Source organism: Pseudomonas sichuanensis, from assembly GCF_003231305.1.
Classification (GTDB): Bacteria; Pseudomonadota; Gammaproteobacteria; order Pseudomonadales; family Pseudomonadaceae; genus Aquipseudomonas; species Aquipseudomonas sichuanensis.
This window is the reverse complement of record NZ_QKVM01000038.1, coordinates 12,445-26,009: the sequence shown is the minus strand read 5'-3', so window position 1 is coordinate 26,009 and position 13,565 is coordinate 12,445. Positions and strand designations below refer to the sequence as shown.

The window sequence follows — 13,565 nt, the reverse complement described above, 5'->3', positions numbered from 1 at the left end:
TATTATAACAATACAATTTCGCCAAGCCGTCTCGACCAAAGGGTTGCCTGGAGTGCCTCATCGATGAAATTGCCCCATGCCAGCGCATTGCTGCTGATTGCCCTGCCGGCCTCTTTACTGGCCATGCCCCGCACCGACCTGGCGCTGTGTACGCGCAGCGCCACGCTGTTGGCCTGCCAGGACAGCAAGGGCAACTACTACAGCGTGCGCAGCGCAGGCAGCACCTTCTACCTGCGCGGTTACGAAGTGCAGGGCAAACGGCTGTGGGCACAAACCAACAGCCGCTACGGCACGCTCACCTTCTTCACTGGCCTGGCCAGCGATGGCGAAGCCTGGGTCGGTTACAGCCGGCGTATCGGCTGGACCACCCTCAATCGCGTCTCGAGCTCCAGCGGCCAGCGCTTCGATCTGCACTGCAGCCTGCTCGGTGGTTGCCGTTGAGCCCTACTTTTTCAGGACACCTTTCATGACCAGCCTTAGCCTTTCCCTGCCCGATATCGCCACGCAAAGCAGCCAACACAGCTTGCCGCTGGACTGGGTAGGCATGTGCGGCATCGCCCTGCCGCTGCAGGTGGAAGGCCGCGGCCTGAGCGCCCATGCCAGCGCAGGCGTCAGCCTGGACGAAGGTTCTGCGCGTGGTATTCACATGTCGCGCTTGTACCTGGCGTTGGAAGCGCTCGAACACCAGCCCTTGAGCCTGCCGCTGATTCGCCAGACCCTCGAGCAGTTTCTCTTCAGCCACCAGGGCCTTTCCAGCACGGCGTACTTGCGCCTGGAGTTCGATCATCTGCTCAAACGCCCAGCGTTGATCAGCCCTCTGGCCGGATGGAAACGCTATCCGGTACGGCTCGATGCACAGCTGAAAGATGAAATGTTCCACGTGGAACTATCCGTGGATATTCCCTACTCCTCCACTTGCCCCTGCTCGGCTGCACTGGCCCGGCAGCTCATCCAGGCGCAGTTCGACCAGGATTTCGCCAGCCAACCGCTGGACCGAGACAGCGTACGCCAATGGCTGGGCAGCAGCAGTGGCATCGTCGCCACACCGCACAGCCAACGGAGCATGGCCAAGCTACAGGTGCGGCCAGGCGCTGATGCGTGGCCACTGACTGAACTGATCGACCGGGCCGAGCAAGCCCTGGGAACAGCCGTGCAAACCGCCGTGAAGCGTGCCGACGAACAGGCATTCGCCCTGGCGAACGGGCAGAACCTGATGTTCTGCGAGGACGCCGCGCGGCGCCTGCACCTGGCGTTGCGCCAGTTGCCGTGGGTGAGCGCGTTCAGCGTGCGCGTGGAACATGCAGAGAGCCTGCATGCCCACGACGCAGTCGCTGTCAGCCGCTGGCGGTGGTGATCAACTGCGGGGTTTCACGGTGCCGCAGTCGTTGCCCAACCATACCGCCCGCGTGTCCATGCTGCCCTGCTGCTGCACACCCGAGGCATTGAAGGTGCCGTTGACCTTGGTCAGGAACTCCTTGTCGCTGAGGAAGGTGGCCTGGCCTTGCCCCTGGGCTTTCGGGCAGCTGAACTGGAACTTCCAGACATTGCCGGTACGGTCGGTGATCTTCTGGGTGCAGCCCGATTGAGGGTCTTGCAGCGGGATGTCGTTGGTCTTGACCTGCTCCGGGGTCAGGCACGAACGCACGCCCTTGCCACCCACGCTGATGCCTTGCTTGGCCAAGGCGCCTTCCATCATCGCCCGCTGCTCCGGCGGCAGATTCTTCAACTGGCCGAGCATGAACTGCATGTCGGGTAACGGCTTGCCATCGACCTGCATGTTGCTGGTGGTCAGCTCCCACAGGCCGGGTTGCAGCATCTGCGCGTGAACCAACGGGCTACCCAGGCCCAGGACCAGGGCAAGCAGTGGCAGACGAATCTTCATGGATGAAAGCTCCTCGAATTACCGGCTCCGGCCGGACTGTGCCGTTAGACGTCATTTTCCCTTGCAGGTTGCAGCCACCCCCACGAACGTGGTCTGTTAAAGGCAGTGCTAACGGCAAGCAGGATGCGTATGGATTACCACAGCCCCTACTTCTTCGGTTACGTGCTCGGCCTGATTCATCTGCTCGGCATCATCGCGGCGCTGCATGCCGTGTTCACCGTGCGTACAGCCCAAGGTGCGATCGCCTGGGCCATGCCCCTGTTCTTCATCCCCTACTTTGCGCTCATCCCCTACCTGATCTTCGGTGCCCGTTCGTTCTATGCGTACATCAACGCGCGCCGGCATGCCAACCAGGAGATGCACGTGGCCATGGCCAATCTCAACTGGCGGCCGTGGGTGGAGGAAGCCCTGACCGCGCGCGAGTCCGACAGTTATGCAGCCCTGCGCGCCATGCCCAAGCTGGGGCGCATGCCATGCCTGGCCAACAATGAAGTGAAGCTGCTGATCGATGGCGAAGCCACCTTCAAGGCGATCTTCGCCGCCATCGACAAGGCCCGTGACACCGTACTGGTGCAGTTCTTCATCATCCACGACGACGCGCTCGGCCGAGAGCTGCAGCAGTTGCTGCTGCGCAAGGCGGCAGAAGGCGTAAGGGTCTTCGTGCTTTACGACCGGGTCGGCAGCCACGCACTGCCGGCCAGCTACAGCCAGGTGCTGCGCGACGGCGGTGTGCAGATACAGGCATTCGCCACCCGCCGCGGCTTGTTCAACCGCTTCCAGGTCAACTTTCGCAACCACCGCAAGATCGTCGTGGTGGATGGGCTGCTGGGCTTTCTCGGTGGGCATAACGTGGGCGACGAGTACCTCGGCGCGCACCCGCGCCTGTCGCCGTGGCGCGACACCCATGTGCAGATCAGCGGCCCGGTACTGGCCTGCCTGCAGGAGTCGTTCGCCGAAGACTGGTACTGGGCCACGCGCCAGCTGCCTCCGCTGATCCTGCCCGACACCTACCCTGAAGATGGCGTGCTGTGCCAGGCCCTGGCCAGTGGCCCGGCCGACCCCCAGGAAACCTGCGCGCTGTTCTTCCTCGAAGCCATCCACTCGGCCACTCGGCGGGTCTGGATCACCAGCCCGTATTTCATCCCCGACGAAGCGATCTTCGCCGCCCTGCGCCTGGCCGTGCTGCGCGGCGTCGATGTGCGCATCCTCATCCCCGCACGCCCCGACCACCGTATCGTCTACGCCGCTTCCAGCCTGTTCGCCTTCGAGGCGGTGCGCGCGGGCGTGCGGATGTTCCGCTATCAACCGGGGTTCCTGCATCAGAAAGTGGTGCTGGTGGATGATGAGGTCACGGCCATTGGCAGCGCCAACCTGGACAACCGTTCCTTCCGCCTGAACTTCGAGATCACCCTGCTCACCGTGGACCGCGCCTTCGCCGACCAGGTCGAACAGATGCTGGTGAACGACTTCGAACAGGCCAGGGAGATCACCGCCGAGGACAGCCGCGACACCCATCGCCTGCAACAACTGGGGATGCGTATCGCGCGTTTGATATCGCCGATCCTGTAGCGCCTCGGCGTGCCCCACAAAGGGCACGCCGGGCAGCAGCCCGTCAGCGATAGATGTCCTCACGCGTCCACGGCAGGTCGTGATGACCATCGGCGAAAGGTTTCACGGCGAGGATCTGGTGCAGGTTGATCCAGCCCTTGCTGAAGGCATAGGCGCAGCCGGCCAGGTACAGGCGCCAGATCCGCAGGGTCTTCTCCGGCACCAGCGCAGCAGCGCGGTGCAGCTGGTTCTCAAGGTTCTCGCTCCAGTGGTTGAGGGTCTTGGCGTAGTGCAGGCGCAGGCTCTCCACGTCCACCACCTCCAGCCCCGCTTCACAGATACGCGCGCTGATCATCGAGATGTGCGGCAACTCGCCATGGGGGAACACGTAGCGGTCGATGAACTCGCCCGCGCCACGGCCCACCGGGCGACCGTCCACATGCTTGGCGGTGATGCCGTGATTCATCACCAACCCGCCTTCGCGTACCGCACTGAACAGCTTGCGGCAATAGAGTTCGAGGTTGGCGTGGCCCACATGCTCGAACATGCCGACGCTGACCACCTTGTCGAAGCGGCCATCCTCGGGCAGGTCACGATAATCGAGAATGTGCAGGTCGACCTTGTCGGTCAGCCCCTCCTCCTTGACCCGCTGCCGGCCCAGTTTCAGCTGCTCTTTGCTCAGGGTGATGCCGTACACCTTGGCGCCGTACTCACGGGCGGCAAAACGCGCCAGCCCGCCCCAACCACAACCGACGTCCAGCAGGTAATCACTGCTTTGCAGGCGCAACTTGCGGCACAAGTGATCGAACTTGTCCTGCTGGGCCTGGGCCAGGGTGTTGTCCGGCTCTTTGAAATAGGCACAGGAATAGACCATGTCCGGGTCCAGCCACAGCTGGTAGAACGCATTGGACAGGTCGTAGTGGTAGGAGATGGCTTCGGCGTCGGTGCTCTTGTCGTGCGAGGTGCGCTGCGGCAGCACGTCGTCCTCGTCCTTGAGCAGCGTTTGGCTAAGCTCGTCACACACCCGGATCACTTCACCGATATCGCCTTCGAGCTCCAGTTTGCCTTCGACGAAAGCCGAACCCAGCGCTTCCAGGTTGGGGTGGGTCAACTGGGCGATCAGCTGGGGGTCCTTGACCACGATGGTGACCTGCGGGCTGGGGCCCAGATCGAACTGGTTGCCGTCCCACAGCTTGACCCGCAAGGGTATGTCCAGGCTCTGCAAAACGGGTGGAAGTTGCGCAAGCATTCATGACCCTCCCTTTCACGGATTCGGAACGCCACGTCTTATCAAGTCGGACGCTACCGCATGAGGGTAGTTCATTCGTGCGAAGTTTCCGTTGACCGCGACCATGGTCTAGAACTATCTGGCACGGCAAACGCAGCAGATTGTATACAATCCTCCGCGCTCGGACTAACCTTATGCCCCTCTTCGCTTCCTCACCCTTGGAGTAACTAACCCATGAAATCCTATGACGTGGTGATCATCGGCGGCGGCCCTGGCGGCTACAACGCAGCGATCCGGGCCGGCCAGCTGGGCATGAGCGTGGCCTGCGTGGAAGGCCGCTCGACCCTCGGCGGCACCTGCCTGAACGTCGGTTGCATGCCTTCCAAGGCGTTGCTGCACGCCTCCGAGCTGTTCGAGGCGGCCAGCGGTGACGAGTTCGCGCACCTGGGCATCGAGGTCAAGCCGAGCCTGAACCTGGCGCAGATGATGAAACAGAAGGATGAAAGCGTGACCGGCCTGACCAAGGGCATCGAGTACCTGTTCCGCAAGAACAAGGTCGACTGGGTCAAGGGCTGGGGCCGCCTGGACGGCGTCGGCAAGGTCATCGTCAAGGCCGAGGACGGCAGCGAAACCACCTTGCAGGCCAAGGACATCGTCATCGCCACCGGCTCCGAACCGACCCCGCTGCCGGGCGTGACCATCGACAACCAGCGCATCATCGACTCCACCGGCGCGCTCTCCCTGCCCCAGGTGCCCAAGCACCTGATCGTGATCGGCGCCGGCGTGATCGGCCTGGAGCTGGGTTCGGTGTGGCGCCGCCTCGGTGCGCAGGTGACGGTCATCGAGTACCTGGACCGCATCTGCCCGGGCACCGATGCGGAAACCGCCAAGACCTTGCAGAAGGCCTTGGCCAAGCAAGGCATGGCCTTCAAGCTGGGCAGCAAGGTCACCCAGGCCACGCCATCGGCCGATGGCGTCAGCCTCACCCTGGAACCCGCCGCCGGCGGCGCCGCCGAAACCCTGCAAGCCGACTATGTACTGGTGGCCATCGGCCGTCGCCCGTACACCCAGGGCCTGAACCTGGAGAGCGTGGGCCTGGAGACCGACAAGCGCGGCATGCTGGTCAACGACCATCACCGCAGCTCGGTCCCGGGCATCTGGGTGATCGGCGACGTCACCTCCGGCCCGATGCTGGCGCACAAGGCCGAAGACGAAGCCGTGGCCTGCATCGAACGCATCCACGGCAAGCCGCACGAGGTCAATTACAACCTGATCCCGGGCGTCATCTATACCCGCCCGGAGCTGGCCACTGTCGGCAAGACCGAAGAGCAGCTCAAGGCTGAAGGCCGCGCCTACAAGGTCGGCAAGTTCCCCTTCACGGCCAACAGCCGCGCCAAGATCAACCATGAGACCGAAGGCTTCGCCAAGGTTCTCGCCGACGCCAACACCGACGAGGTGCTGGGTGTGCACCTGGTCGGCCCGAGCGTCAGCGAGATGATCGGCGAGTTCTGCGTGGCCATGGAGTTCTCGGCCTCGGCCGAAGACATCGCCCTCACCTGCCACCCGCACCCGACCCGTTCCGAGGCCCTGCGCCAGGCGGCGATGAATGTGGATGGGATGGCGATGCAGATCTGATCTGAGGGGGGTGAGAGCAACAGTTCTGTGTTGCTTGCTCTGGCCTCATCGCTGGCAAGCCAGCTCCCACAGGTAGGTCGTTGACCTTGAAGATCGCGCAATCCTGTGGGAGCCGGCTTGCCGGCGATGGGCCGCACAGCGGCCCCTGCAGCCTCTAGCCGTGCACGACTTTTTTATCCACACCCTCCCCGAACCGCGACGCCAGGAACGGCGTGATATCCAGCGGCAACTGCTCGTTGTGGACAACCTTGTCCAGCAGCACCCCGGTGATCGCCGACGTCAGGATCCCGGTGCGGAAGTGTCCACAGGCATTGAAGTACCCCTCGACATTATCCACAGGCCCCAGGATCGGCAGCTCATCCGGCGACCCCGGGCGTAGCCCGGCCCAGGTGCGCTTGAGGTTCACCTGCGCCAGCTCCGGCACGCAACGGATGGCCCCCTGCACCAGCCCACTGATCTCCGGGAAGGTGTTGCTGACATCGAAGCCTTTCTCTTCAGTGGTGCTGCCGATCAGGATCTCGCCATTGTCCTTCTGCGCCATGTAGCAATCGCTGGTGGTGATGCAGCCATCGAGCAGCTTGGGCAGGCGCTCGGTCAGCACGATCTGGCCCTTCACCGGCTTGACCGGAATGCTCAGGCCCGTCGCCCACTCGCTCAGCTCTGCAGCCCAGGCGCCCGCGGCGTTGATCAGAGTGTGGCAGTGGAACTCGCCGGCTTCGGCAGTGCGCACGCCCTTGATTCGCGAGCCTTCATGCAGCACCCCGGTGACATTCACGTTGGGGTACAGGTCGACACCGTTCTGGCGCGCCGCCTCCATAAAAGCGTCGCCCAGGCGGAACGGGCTGACCTGGTGATCGCAAAGGAACTCCAGCGCGCCATTGGCCTGCTGCGTTACCGCCGGCTCCGAGGCCCGTAGCGCGTCGCGGTCGAGCCAGCGCACCTGGTCAGCCAGGTGGGGGATCTGCTTGACGATGTGTTCGGCGTACAGCTGGTCCTCGTCATCCTGGATGATGTACTTGAGCCCGGTGCGCTCGAACTTGAAGTCCATGCCGTGGCGCTCGATCAGCTCGCGGTGCAGCTGTGGATAAATCGCGTTGGACTGCAGGGCGAAGTCGAAGAAGCACGGCGGCAGGATATGCGGGGTGCTGGAGTCGACCACCACCGCCGCGCCATTGGCCTCGCGCTTGCTGCGCGAGGACATCATGCGAAAGAAGATCACCCCACAGCCCAGCCCCACCGATTCGCCGATGGCCCACAGGCCACCCGCCGATGCGCGCGTGGCGTTGCCCGGGCGCTTGCTGTCGATCAGGGCGATTTTCAGGTTGCTGCGTTTGGACAGCTGGTAGGCGCAGGACGCGCCGATCACGCCGCCACCGGCGATGATGATGTCGTAGTGCTTGGCCATGCTCAGGCCTCCGTGCCGAGGTGTGCGAATGCGGAAAACGGGATCGGGTCCACCGGGAAGCGTGGGCGCAGCCAGCCGACATCCTGGCGCCCGGTGGCGCTGCGCAGGCGATCGCTGCAGTAGCCGACGCACATGCGCCCCTGGCAGTCGCCCATGCTCACCCGGGTGCGCATCTTCAGGCTGGCCATGTCCTGCACGCCCTGTTCCAGCGCCAGGTCGATCTGCTCGCGGGTGACGTGTTCGCAACGGCAGATCACCGTGTCGGCCTGGGGCAGTTCGACCTGCGCCGCCCCCCGTGCGGTGAAGCGTTCCACGCCCGCGCGGAAGCGCTTGATCGCGGCGAGCTTGCCCAGGTACAGCTCGCGCCGTTCGATGGCCTGCTCGGCATCGAGCTTGCCCATCTGCAGGAGCATCGACAGCGCAGCGATACGCCCGGTCAGCATCGCCGCCTCGCCGCCACGGATACCGGCCATGTCACCCGCCAGGTGGGTGTTCGGGCGGCTGCTCTGCTGCCACACGTTGCACACCGCGCGCAGGTAGCCGTCTTCGCTGAAACCGTGTTCCAGGCCCAGTTGCTGGCTGAGCTGGGTGCGCGGGATGAAGCCGTAGCCCACCGCCAGCGTCTGCACCGTCTCGCGCTGGACGCGGGTCATGTCCGGCTTCCAGTCCTGGGTGTATGGCGCGACGCTGACCTCGCGCAGCTCATCCTCGCCCGTGGCCCCCACCACGCCCCAACCGTAGTGCATGGGGATGCCGTTGAGCTTCATGTAGGCGAGCATGCTCAGGCCATCGAGGAACAGCTGCGGTTTGTTCATCAGCGCCAGGCTTTCCTTGGCGATGCGGTTGAACGCGCAGGCTTCATATACCCCGCTGACCTTGGCCCCGGCGGCATGCAGCTGGCACGCAACCAAGGGCAGCAACGGCCCGGTGCCGGCAATCAAGGTGCTGCCCAGAGGCTTGACCACGCCGCTCTTGATCTGCAGTTGCAGCCCGCCCAGCAGGATCACCCCCGGCAGGGTCCAGCCGGGGAACGGCACATTGCGCTCATGGCAGCCGGCGGCCAGCAGCAGGTGGGAGTAATCGATCTCGTGCAGTTGCTCGTCGCCATCGAGCACCATCAGGCGCTGGTCATCGCCGCCCACCACGCGGTGGTTGAGGCGCAGGTCGATATGGCTGGCGCTGGCGGCAAAGTCCTCGTGCAGGGCGTTCAGGGCCTTGGCGTAGCGAGGGCCGAGGTAACCGAGGTCGATGCCGGCACGCAACGGGCCGCGGTAAACCACCCCGCCAGGGCGCGAGGCTTCATCGAACAGCAGGCTGTCGACGCCGTGGTCGGCCAGTTCGATGGCCGCCCCCATGCCAGCCGAGCCAGCACCGACGATCACTGGGCGAAGGCTCATGAGCGGGCCTCCCCGTGGACGCGGTTCACTTCGGTCTCGATCTGCATGCCTGGCTTGACCACCGTCTGGCACGCCCGACGCTTGGGCCGCCCGTCGATCTGCACCAGGCAGCAGTGGCACACACCCATGCCGCAAAAGGCGCCGCTGAGCTGGTCGTGGTCATTGCGCGCCAGCTGGCGCAGGCCAATGGCATTGAGCACGCTGAGGACGGTCTCCCCCGCGCTGGCCACCGCGGGCAGGCCATTGACCAGCAGGGTCATTTCCGCGCCTTCCAATGGCTGGATATCGTGCTTTCGTTGCAACGTCTGCATTTCCTGTCGTCCTTGATGACTGGTGAGTCGCGACGTTAGGGCAAACGCTGAGTGAAAACATTGATCCATGCCAGACGCATGATGTAGGAACGTTCCGGGGCGACGGACGTGCGACGGACTTCACGTAAGCCGTGGGATTCGAGAACGCGATCCTGGAAAAGACAAAGGGGCCGCTTTACGGCCCTTCGCGGGTAAATCGCAGCGGCGAACCGCCGCTCCCACAGGATTGCGCAAAGCTTCAAGCTGGCGCGAAACCTGTGGGAGCGGGTTTACCCGCGAAGGGCTGCAAAGCAGCCCCATTGGTGGCGATGAAACGTTAACTGTTTGGCTGGGTGCTCGGAATATAGTTTGACACAGCGCCCCCGTAGTCCGTGGCCTCCAGCGAGGCGACCTACCGCTCCGAACGAATTATAGTTTGACACAAGCAGAGGGTTCGTCGAAAAAAGCACTCCACTTCGCATAATATAGTTTGACACAACCAAGGACGAGCTCACCTTAAGCAGCCCCACCAACGCTGTAGCGTCCTCCGCTCGCACATCCAGTTGCCCCGAGCTGATAAGCCGCGCGCCAGTTGAGAGCGTTTGTCACACGTAACCTTCGTCCACTCGCCACTTGGTCGCGTGATGACAAACCCAAGATAACCGCTGACTGTGCCTGGCTGCCCTCAATCCCTATCAACTCCCCATTCCCCAACTGCAGAACTGGAGACACGAGGGAAAAAACGGCACGATAATTGTGCAAAAATCGTTGATCGGTCCCCACAAATCCGCCATTGCGTATCCATTGCTCTACTACTGCAGATGGGTAATAGCCCACCCTTGCGCGACCAACGCCGCTTTACACTCTTCTGAAACCCGTTCTGCGTTGACTGCCAGGCAAAGAAAACTGGTAGGTCGTGACATTCCGACATACAGATTGCGGTACTGAGATAGCTGGCTCTCAGGCGTTTTTTTAGCTCGAGTACCGATCCCTGCAATGATGGGCAGCGCGAGTTCCAGATCGAAACGACGACTTGGATGACCTAGAGACTCCATGACGAGGGTTGCCAAGTGCGTTTCACCTTTCATCGAGGCGAGTGTGCCGATGTGAATGTTTAAGCTGCGACCATTTTTTTCGACTGAGCAAATCGATCGGTGAAGCCCGTGAATAGCCATGGGCGCTGGCCGTTGAAAAACCGGAAGCTCGGTGAACATCTGCAGTGTCAGATGATCTGGGAGCAGCGAGCTCAGCTTTACGTACAGCGTATTCACGATACGGACGCGCCTTTCTTCATCTGCTTCCGCCACGTTTGCCATGCATAGATTACGAATCAGCAACCGGAAAGCCGACACGTCCTTATCAGCATCGCGCAATTTGCGAATCAGCTGATGATCAGCTTTCAAGCCTTCGACAATCTCCGCTTTGGCAGCGCGCAGCACCAGAAATAACGCTCTGCGGATCTCTTCAAATCGTGATGAAAACGATGCGTTTACGGCAGGTTTTGGCCCACCGAGAAGTGCCCAAAATCGCACAAGCTTGAGCCCAGGCAGTTGGTCGCCAGTGGAAGCAGGCCAGTAGTCCAGTAGGGTACGCCCAGCTATCTGTTTTGCGGCATCGCCCTGTTTCCGAGCGCAAAGAGCTTTGACTTTCCCGTTGGTCAGGTCGGTATCGCTGAAGCGTTCTAAGACATGCTCTCCAAACGTCGAGATCACATCTTGTACACGCTCGGTGCTGTAGACGATCAACATGGAGGCGTGACGGTCTTCGCTCTCTCCAGTTACAGCGGCACCCGTCAGCTGTGTTCTGGACACGGACTGAGCGATGTGAGGACCGAAGCGTTTGCTGGAGGATATCGGCAGCGCGTCGCCTCGTGGGAACGTCAGGTGTTCCGCTCCTTCCGAACTACCTAGGATTCGCTGATTGATATCGCCGAAGCGCTGAATGATGACGGTGTCGTCGAACATCAACTGCAACAAACGCTCTTGCTCCCAGGACGTATCCTGCATTTCGTCAATGAAGACGACAGGGAACCCTTCCGCAGCCAAAGACAACATCTCGCCTCGGTCGGCGTAGATTTGCTGAGGTAGGTGGTGGCAGTCCCAGTCCTCGGAATTGATAACGACGCCGTTCTGCGCGCAGAAATCCACCTTGGAGGTGAATGCATTGAACAATGCCTGCCGCGCACCATTCCAGCTGGGCCCCTCCAGACCAACATACAGGCCAACAATCATCCCCGAGAAGCTGTCCACCACGATGTAGACCACAGGCCTTCCAATCACCATCCGCCGGGAATAACTGTTGACCAAGTAGATATCTGCAATCGTGGCGTCAATCTCGAATTGGTGACAAGGCCCCCGAAGCCAATCGCGGACGGTACCGGACAACGGACGGCAGTCCTTGAGCCACTTCGTCAACCCCTTACGCCCACGATCAGTTGCTATCTCGTCAAAGAATATTTTTCCCCAATAATCGAACTGATTGTAATTAGGTATCTCGGCATCTGGAAGCAAGCGAATTCGATTTTCTGCGTTCTTCGAATAATCTTTTACAGAATAGAATTTCTTAAGCATCTTGTCATAAGCAATGCGGATTGAGGGCGCTTTGTCGTTGACATAAAGTGAGTAACCTACCCGAATACACCGCTTATCAACAGCACTGAGCAGCTTGGAAGGCGTGGTCAGAACTCCCTGAAACTTAGGCTTAGGACCAGGCCGTCTATCTTGGGTGTAGTTCCTGCTGGCAACACCTACCGCTGAATAATTTTTGAGAAACGCATTTCTTACCTGGCCATAGAACCAATATCTATACAAAAGACGATAAATAGTCTTTCGATGCATGCCCAGTTCAGCGGCGCGGTTTCCCACAAGGCGTCCCATCTCGCCACGTACGAAGATCTGTCCGGGGTAGGCCGGATCCAGAAGCGGCGCAATCACCGCCCATTTTTCTTCCCTATCGCGCTTGGTGCTTTCATCGAGATCATCTTCCAAGACCAGCAGGAACTCGGGCACTCCCGTGATGACGGATTTGGTGTCGCCAGCCTCCAGCGAGAGCCTGAGTTCTTCAAGCCCCAAAGGGTAGGGCTTTCGTGGCGGCTCGACGAGGTCTATCACGATCAATGCGTCGTGCTCCTCATCTAGATAAAGGACTCTGGCTAAGGTAGTGAGTACCGAGAATTCTGTGACGGGCTCGAATACGTCATTAATTGAAATATTCATAACGATCCCTCACTCAATGCGCTCAAGTCAGAAGGGTAAATAACCTTGAAATCAGGTAGCGGCGATTTCAGGTGAAACGGAGCGCTACTCAAATCAATCTGAATTACTTTTCGCCAGATCAGATGAAAGAAAATATCTCTAGCATCGCCGTACGCTACTCCTAAACGTGCTGCAATTCTTCTAAGACATTCAGACGTGGCCCAAGGGTAAGCTTTGCTGGACTCTAAGAGCTCAAGGAATTCAACGTGAAGTGACGAAGTCATAAGCGCACAGGTTAGTTGAGAGTACCGCCTAAGGAGCCCGAGATTTTTTATCAGGTCTGGCGTAAACATTTCCTCAGTAACAATGGCCCAGTCCACTCCCTGGCTCATCCAGAATCGTCTCTCGATATCTAATTTTTCCAAAGTCCGAGGAGAGTTCTGTTTGAGGTCTTGCTGATACTTAATTGTCCTAGCTACCGATTTAAAATCTCCGTTTGGCAGCCTAACAGTCAAGAGAAAGTCTGTCGTCATTACCAGCGGCAGGGCAGTAGATTTGTATCTGGGGTAACGGACGCCAATCGCCTTTGCGATTGCTTGAGTGCTTTCCACAGGCAGCAACGGGTATTGCTCGCGGATGTCCACTACGTCTTCAGAGAACTCGCAGACCAAGAGGTAGGCACGTTCGAGATCGGACAAAAGATGATGTATGCGCTCAACTTTAACGCCTGGGATTTTGTGGGAGCGCCCCATTGATGGGACATCCTGCACACGTAACCAAGGCACGTAACCGACTCCGGCGCCGGATCCAAATCCGTTGGCGATGTGCCGTTCAATATCCTGCTTTGAAGCAAACCTACGACCGCGCAACCCCTACCTCCTCAGTCCTACCGGAGTGCTTCACCTGATCCTCAAAAATAGTCATAGGAAAATATGGACCTTCCGGCGGTCTCGTCGAAGGCACTCCTAGACTACTCCCGCTGCCAA

The 13,565-nt window shown here is 60.5% G+C and carries 11 protein-coding genes; 4 read left to right on the top strand and 7 right to left on the bottom strand.

Features of this window, described 5'->3' with window-relative positions; translation table 11 throughout:
- Positions 1 to 63: 63 nt before the first annotated feature.
- Positions 64 to 441 (top strand): glutamine synthetase, encoded by a 378-nt coding sequence (locus tag DM373_RS19150; protein WP_110995068.1) that lies wholly within the window; start codon positions 64 to 66, stop codon positions 439 to 441.
- A 25-nt stretch (positions 442 to 466) separates the two neighbouring features.
- Positions 467 to 1,354: a GTP cyclohydrolase FolE2 gene (folE2, locus tag DM373_RS19145; RefSeq protein ID WP_110995067.1), complete on the top strand. Its 888-nt coding sequence runs from the start codon at positions 467 to 469 to the stop codon at positions 1,352 to 1,354.
- On the opposite strand, the gene DM373_RS19140 is transcribed toward folE2, so the two are convergent.
- The gene (locus DM373_RS19140; RefSeq protein ID WP_110995066.1) at positions 1,355 to 1,882 is read right to left on the bottom strand and encodes a DUF3617 domain-containing protein; all 528 of its coding nucleotides are present in this window, start codon (positions 1,880 to 1,882) and stop codon (positions 1,355 to 1,357) included. It abuts the gene before it with no gap.
- A 129-nt stretch (positions 1,883 to 2,011) separates the two neighbouring features.
- Between DM373_RS19140 and cls the strand changes: the two genes are divergently transcribed.
- Positions 2,012 to 3,451: a cardiolipin synthase gene (gene cls, locus DM373_RS19135; RefSeq protein WP_110995065.1), complete on the top strand. Its 1,440-nt coding sequence runs from the start codon at positions 2,012 to 2,014 to the stop codon at positions 3,449 to 3,451.
- Between the two features lie 43 nt (positions 3,452 to 3,494).
- Here cls and cfaB read toward each other — a convergent pair whose 3' ends face one another.
- Positions 3,495 to 4,679 (bottom strand): C17 cyclopropane fatty acid synthase CfaB, encoded by a 1,185-nt coding sequence (cfaB, locus tag DM373_RS19130; RefSeq protein ID WP_110995064.1) that lies wholly within the window; start codon positions 4,677 to 4,679, stop codon positions 3,495 to 3,497.
- A 213-nt stretch (positions 4,680 to 4,892) separates the two neighbouring features.
- On the opposite strand from cfaB, the gene lpdA reads away from it, so the two are divergent.
- Complete coding sequence (gene lpdA, locus DM373_RS19125; RefSeq protein WP_110995063.1) at positions 4,893 to 6,293, top strand: dihydrolipoyl dehydrogenase; 1,401 nt, start codon at positions 4,893 to 4,895, stop codon at positions 6,291 to 6,293.
- A 154-nt stretch (positions 6,294 to 6,447) separates the two neighbouring features.
- Here lpdA and hcnC read toward each other — a convergent pair whose 3' ends face one another.
- The 5 genes from hcnC to DM373_RS19100 form a co-directional block, all read right to left on the bottom strand.
- Entirely contained in the window at positions 6,448 to 7,698 is a 1,251-nt protein-coding gene (gene hcnC, locus DM373_RS19120) for a cyanide-forming glycine dehydrogenase subunit HcnC (RefSeq protein WP_110995062.1), read from the bottom strand.
- 2 nt (positions 7,699 to 7,700) lie between these two features.
- The gene (gene hcnB, locus DM373_RS19115; protein WP_110995061.1) at positions 7,701 to 9,095 is read right to left on the bottom strand and encodes a cyanide-forming glycine dehydrogenase subunit HcnB; all 1,395 of its coding nucleotides are present in this window, start codon (positions 9,093 to 9,095) and stop codon (positions 7,701 to 7,703) included.
- Complete coding sequence (gene hcnA, locus DM373_RS19110; RefSeq protein ID WP_110995060.1) at positions 9,092 to 9,406, bottom strand: cyanide-forming glycine dehydrogenase subunit HcnA; 315 nt, start codon at positions 9,404 to 9,406, stop codon at positions 9,092 to 9,094. Before hcnA ends, hcnB begins: the two co-directional genes overlap by 4 nt.
- Before the next feature lie 791 nt (positions 9,407 to 10,197).
- The gene (locus tag DM373_RS29085; RefSeq protein WP_208642811.1) at positions 10,198 to 12,600 is read right to left on the bottom strand and encodes a UvrD-helicase domain-containing protein; all 2,403 of its coding nucleotides are present in this window, start codon (positions 12,598 to 12,600) and stop codon (positions 10,198 to 10,200) included.
- Complete coding sequence (locus tag DM373_RS19100; RefSeq protein ID WP_110995059.1) at positions 12,597 to 13,448, bottom strand: TnsA endonuclease N-terminal domain-containing protein; 852 nt, start codon at positions 13,446 to 13,448, stop codon at positions 12,597 to 12,599. The genes DM373_RS29085 and DM373_RS19100 overlap by 4 nt, the downstream gene beginning before the upstream one ends.
- Between the last annotated feature and the right edge of the window lie 117 nt (positions 13,449 to 13,565).

Bases quoted from the DNA above. Each gene is read 5' to 3' on its own strand.
- DM373_RS19150 (WP_110995068.1), top strand. From the start codon at position 64: ATGAAATTGCCCCATGCCAGCGCATTGCTGCTGATTGCCCTGCCGGCC.
- folE2 (WP_110995067.1), top strand. From the start codon at position 467: ATGACCAGCCTTAGCCTTTCCCTGCCCGATATCGCCACGCAAAGCAGC.
- DM373_RS19140 (WP_110995066.1), bottom strand. From the start codon at position 1,882: ATGAAGATTCGTCTGCCACTGCTTGCCCTGGTCCTGGGCCTGGGTAGC.
- cls (WP_110995065.1), top strand. From the start codon at position 2,012: ATGGATTACCACAGCCCCTACTTCTTCGGTTACGTGCTCGGCCTGATT.
- cfaB (WP_110995064.1), bottom strand. From the start codon at position 4,679: ATGCTTGCGCAACTTCCACCCGTTTTGCAGAGCCTGGACATACCCTTG.
- lpdA (WP_110995063.1), top strand. From the start codon at position 4,893: ATGAAATCCTATGACGTGGTGATCATCGGCGGCGGCCCTGGCGGCTAC.
- hcnC (WP_110995062.1), bottom strand. From the start codon at position 7,698: ATGGCCAAGCACTACGACATCATCATCGCCGGTGGCGGCGTGATCGGC.
- hcnB (WP_110995061.1), bottom strand. From the start codon at position 9,095: ATGAGCCTTCGCCCAGTGATCGTCGGTGCTGGCTCGGCTGGCATGGGG.
- hcnA (WP_110995060.1), bottom strand. From the start codon at position 9,406: ATGCAGACGTTGCAACGAAAGCACGATATCCAGCCATTGGAAGGCGCG.
- DM373_RS29085 (WP_208642811.1), bottom strand. From the start codon at position 12,600: ATGAATATTTCAATTAATGACGTATTCGAGCCCGTCACAGAATTCTCG.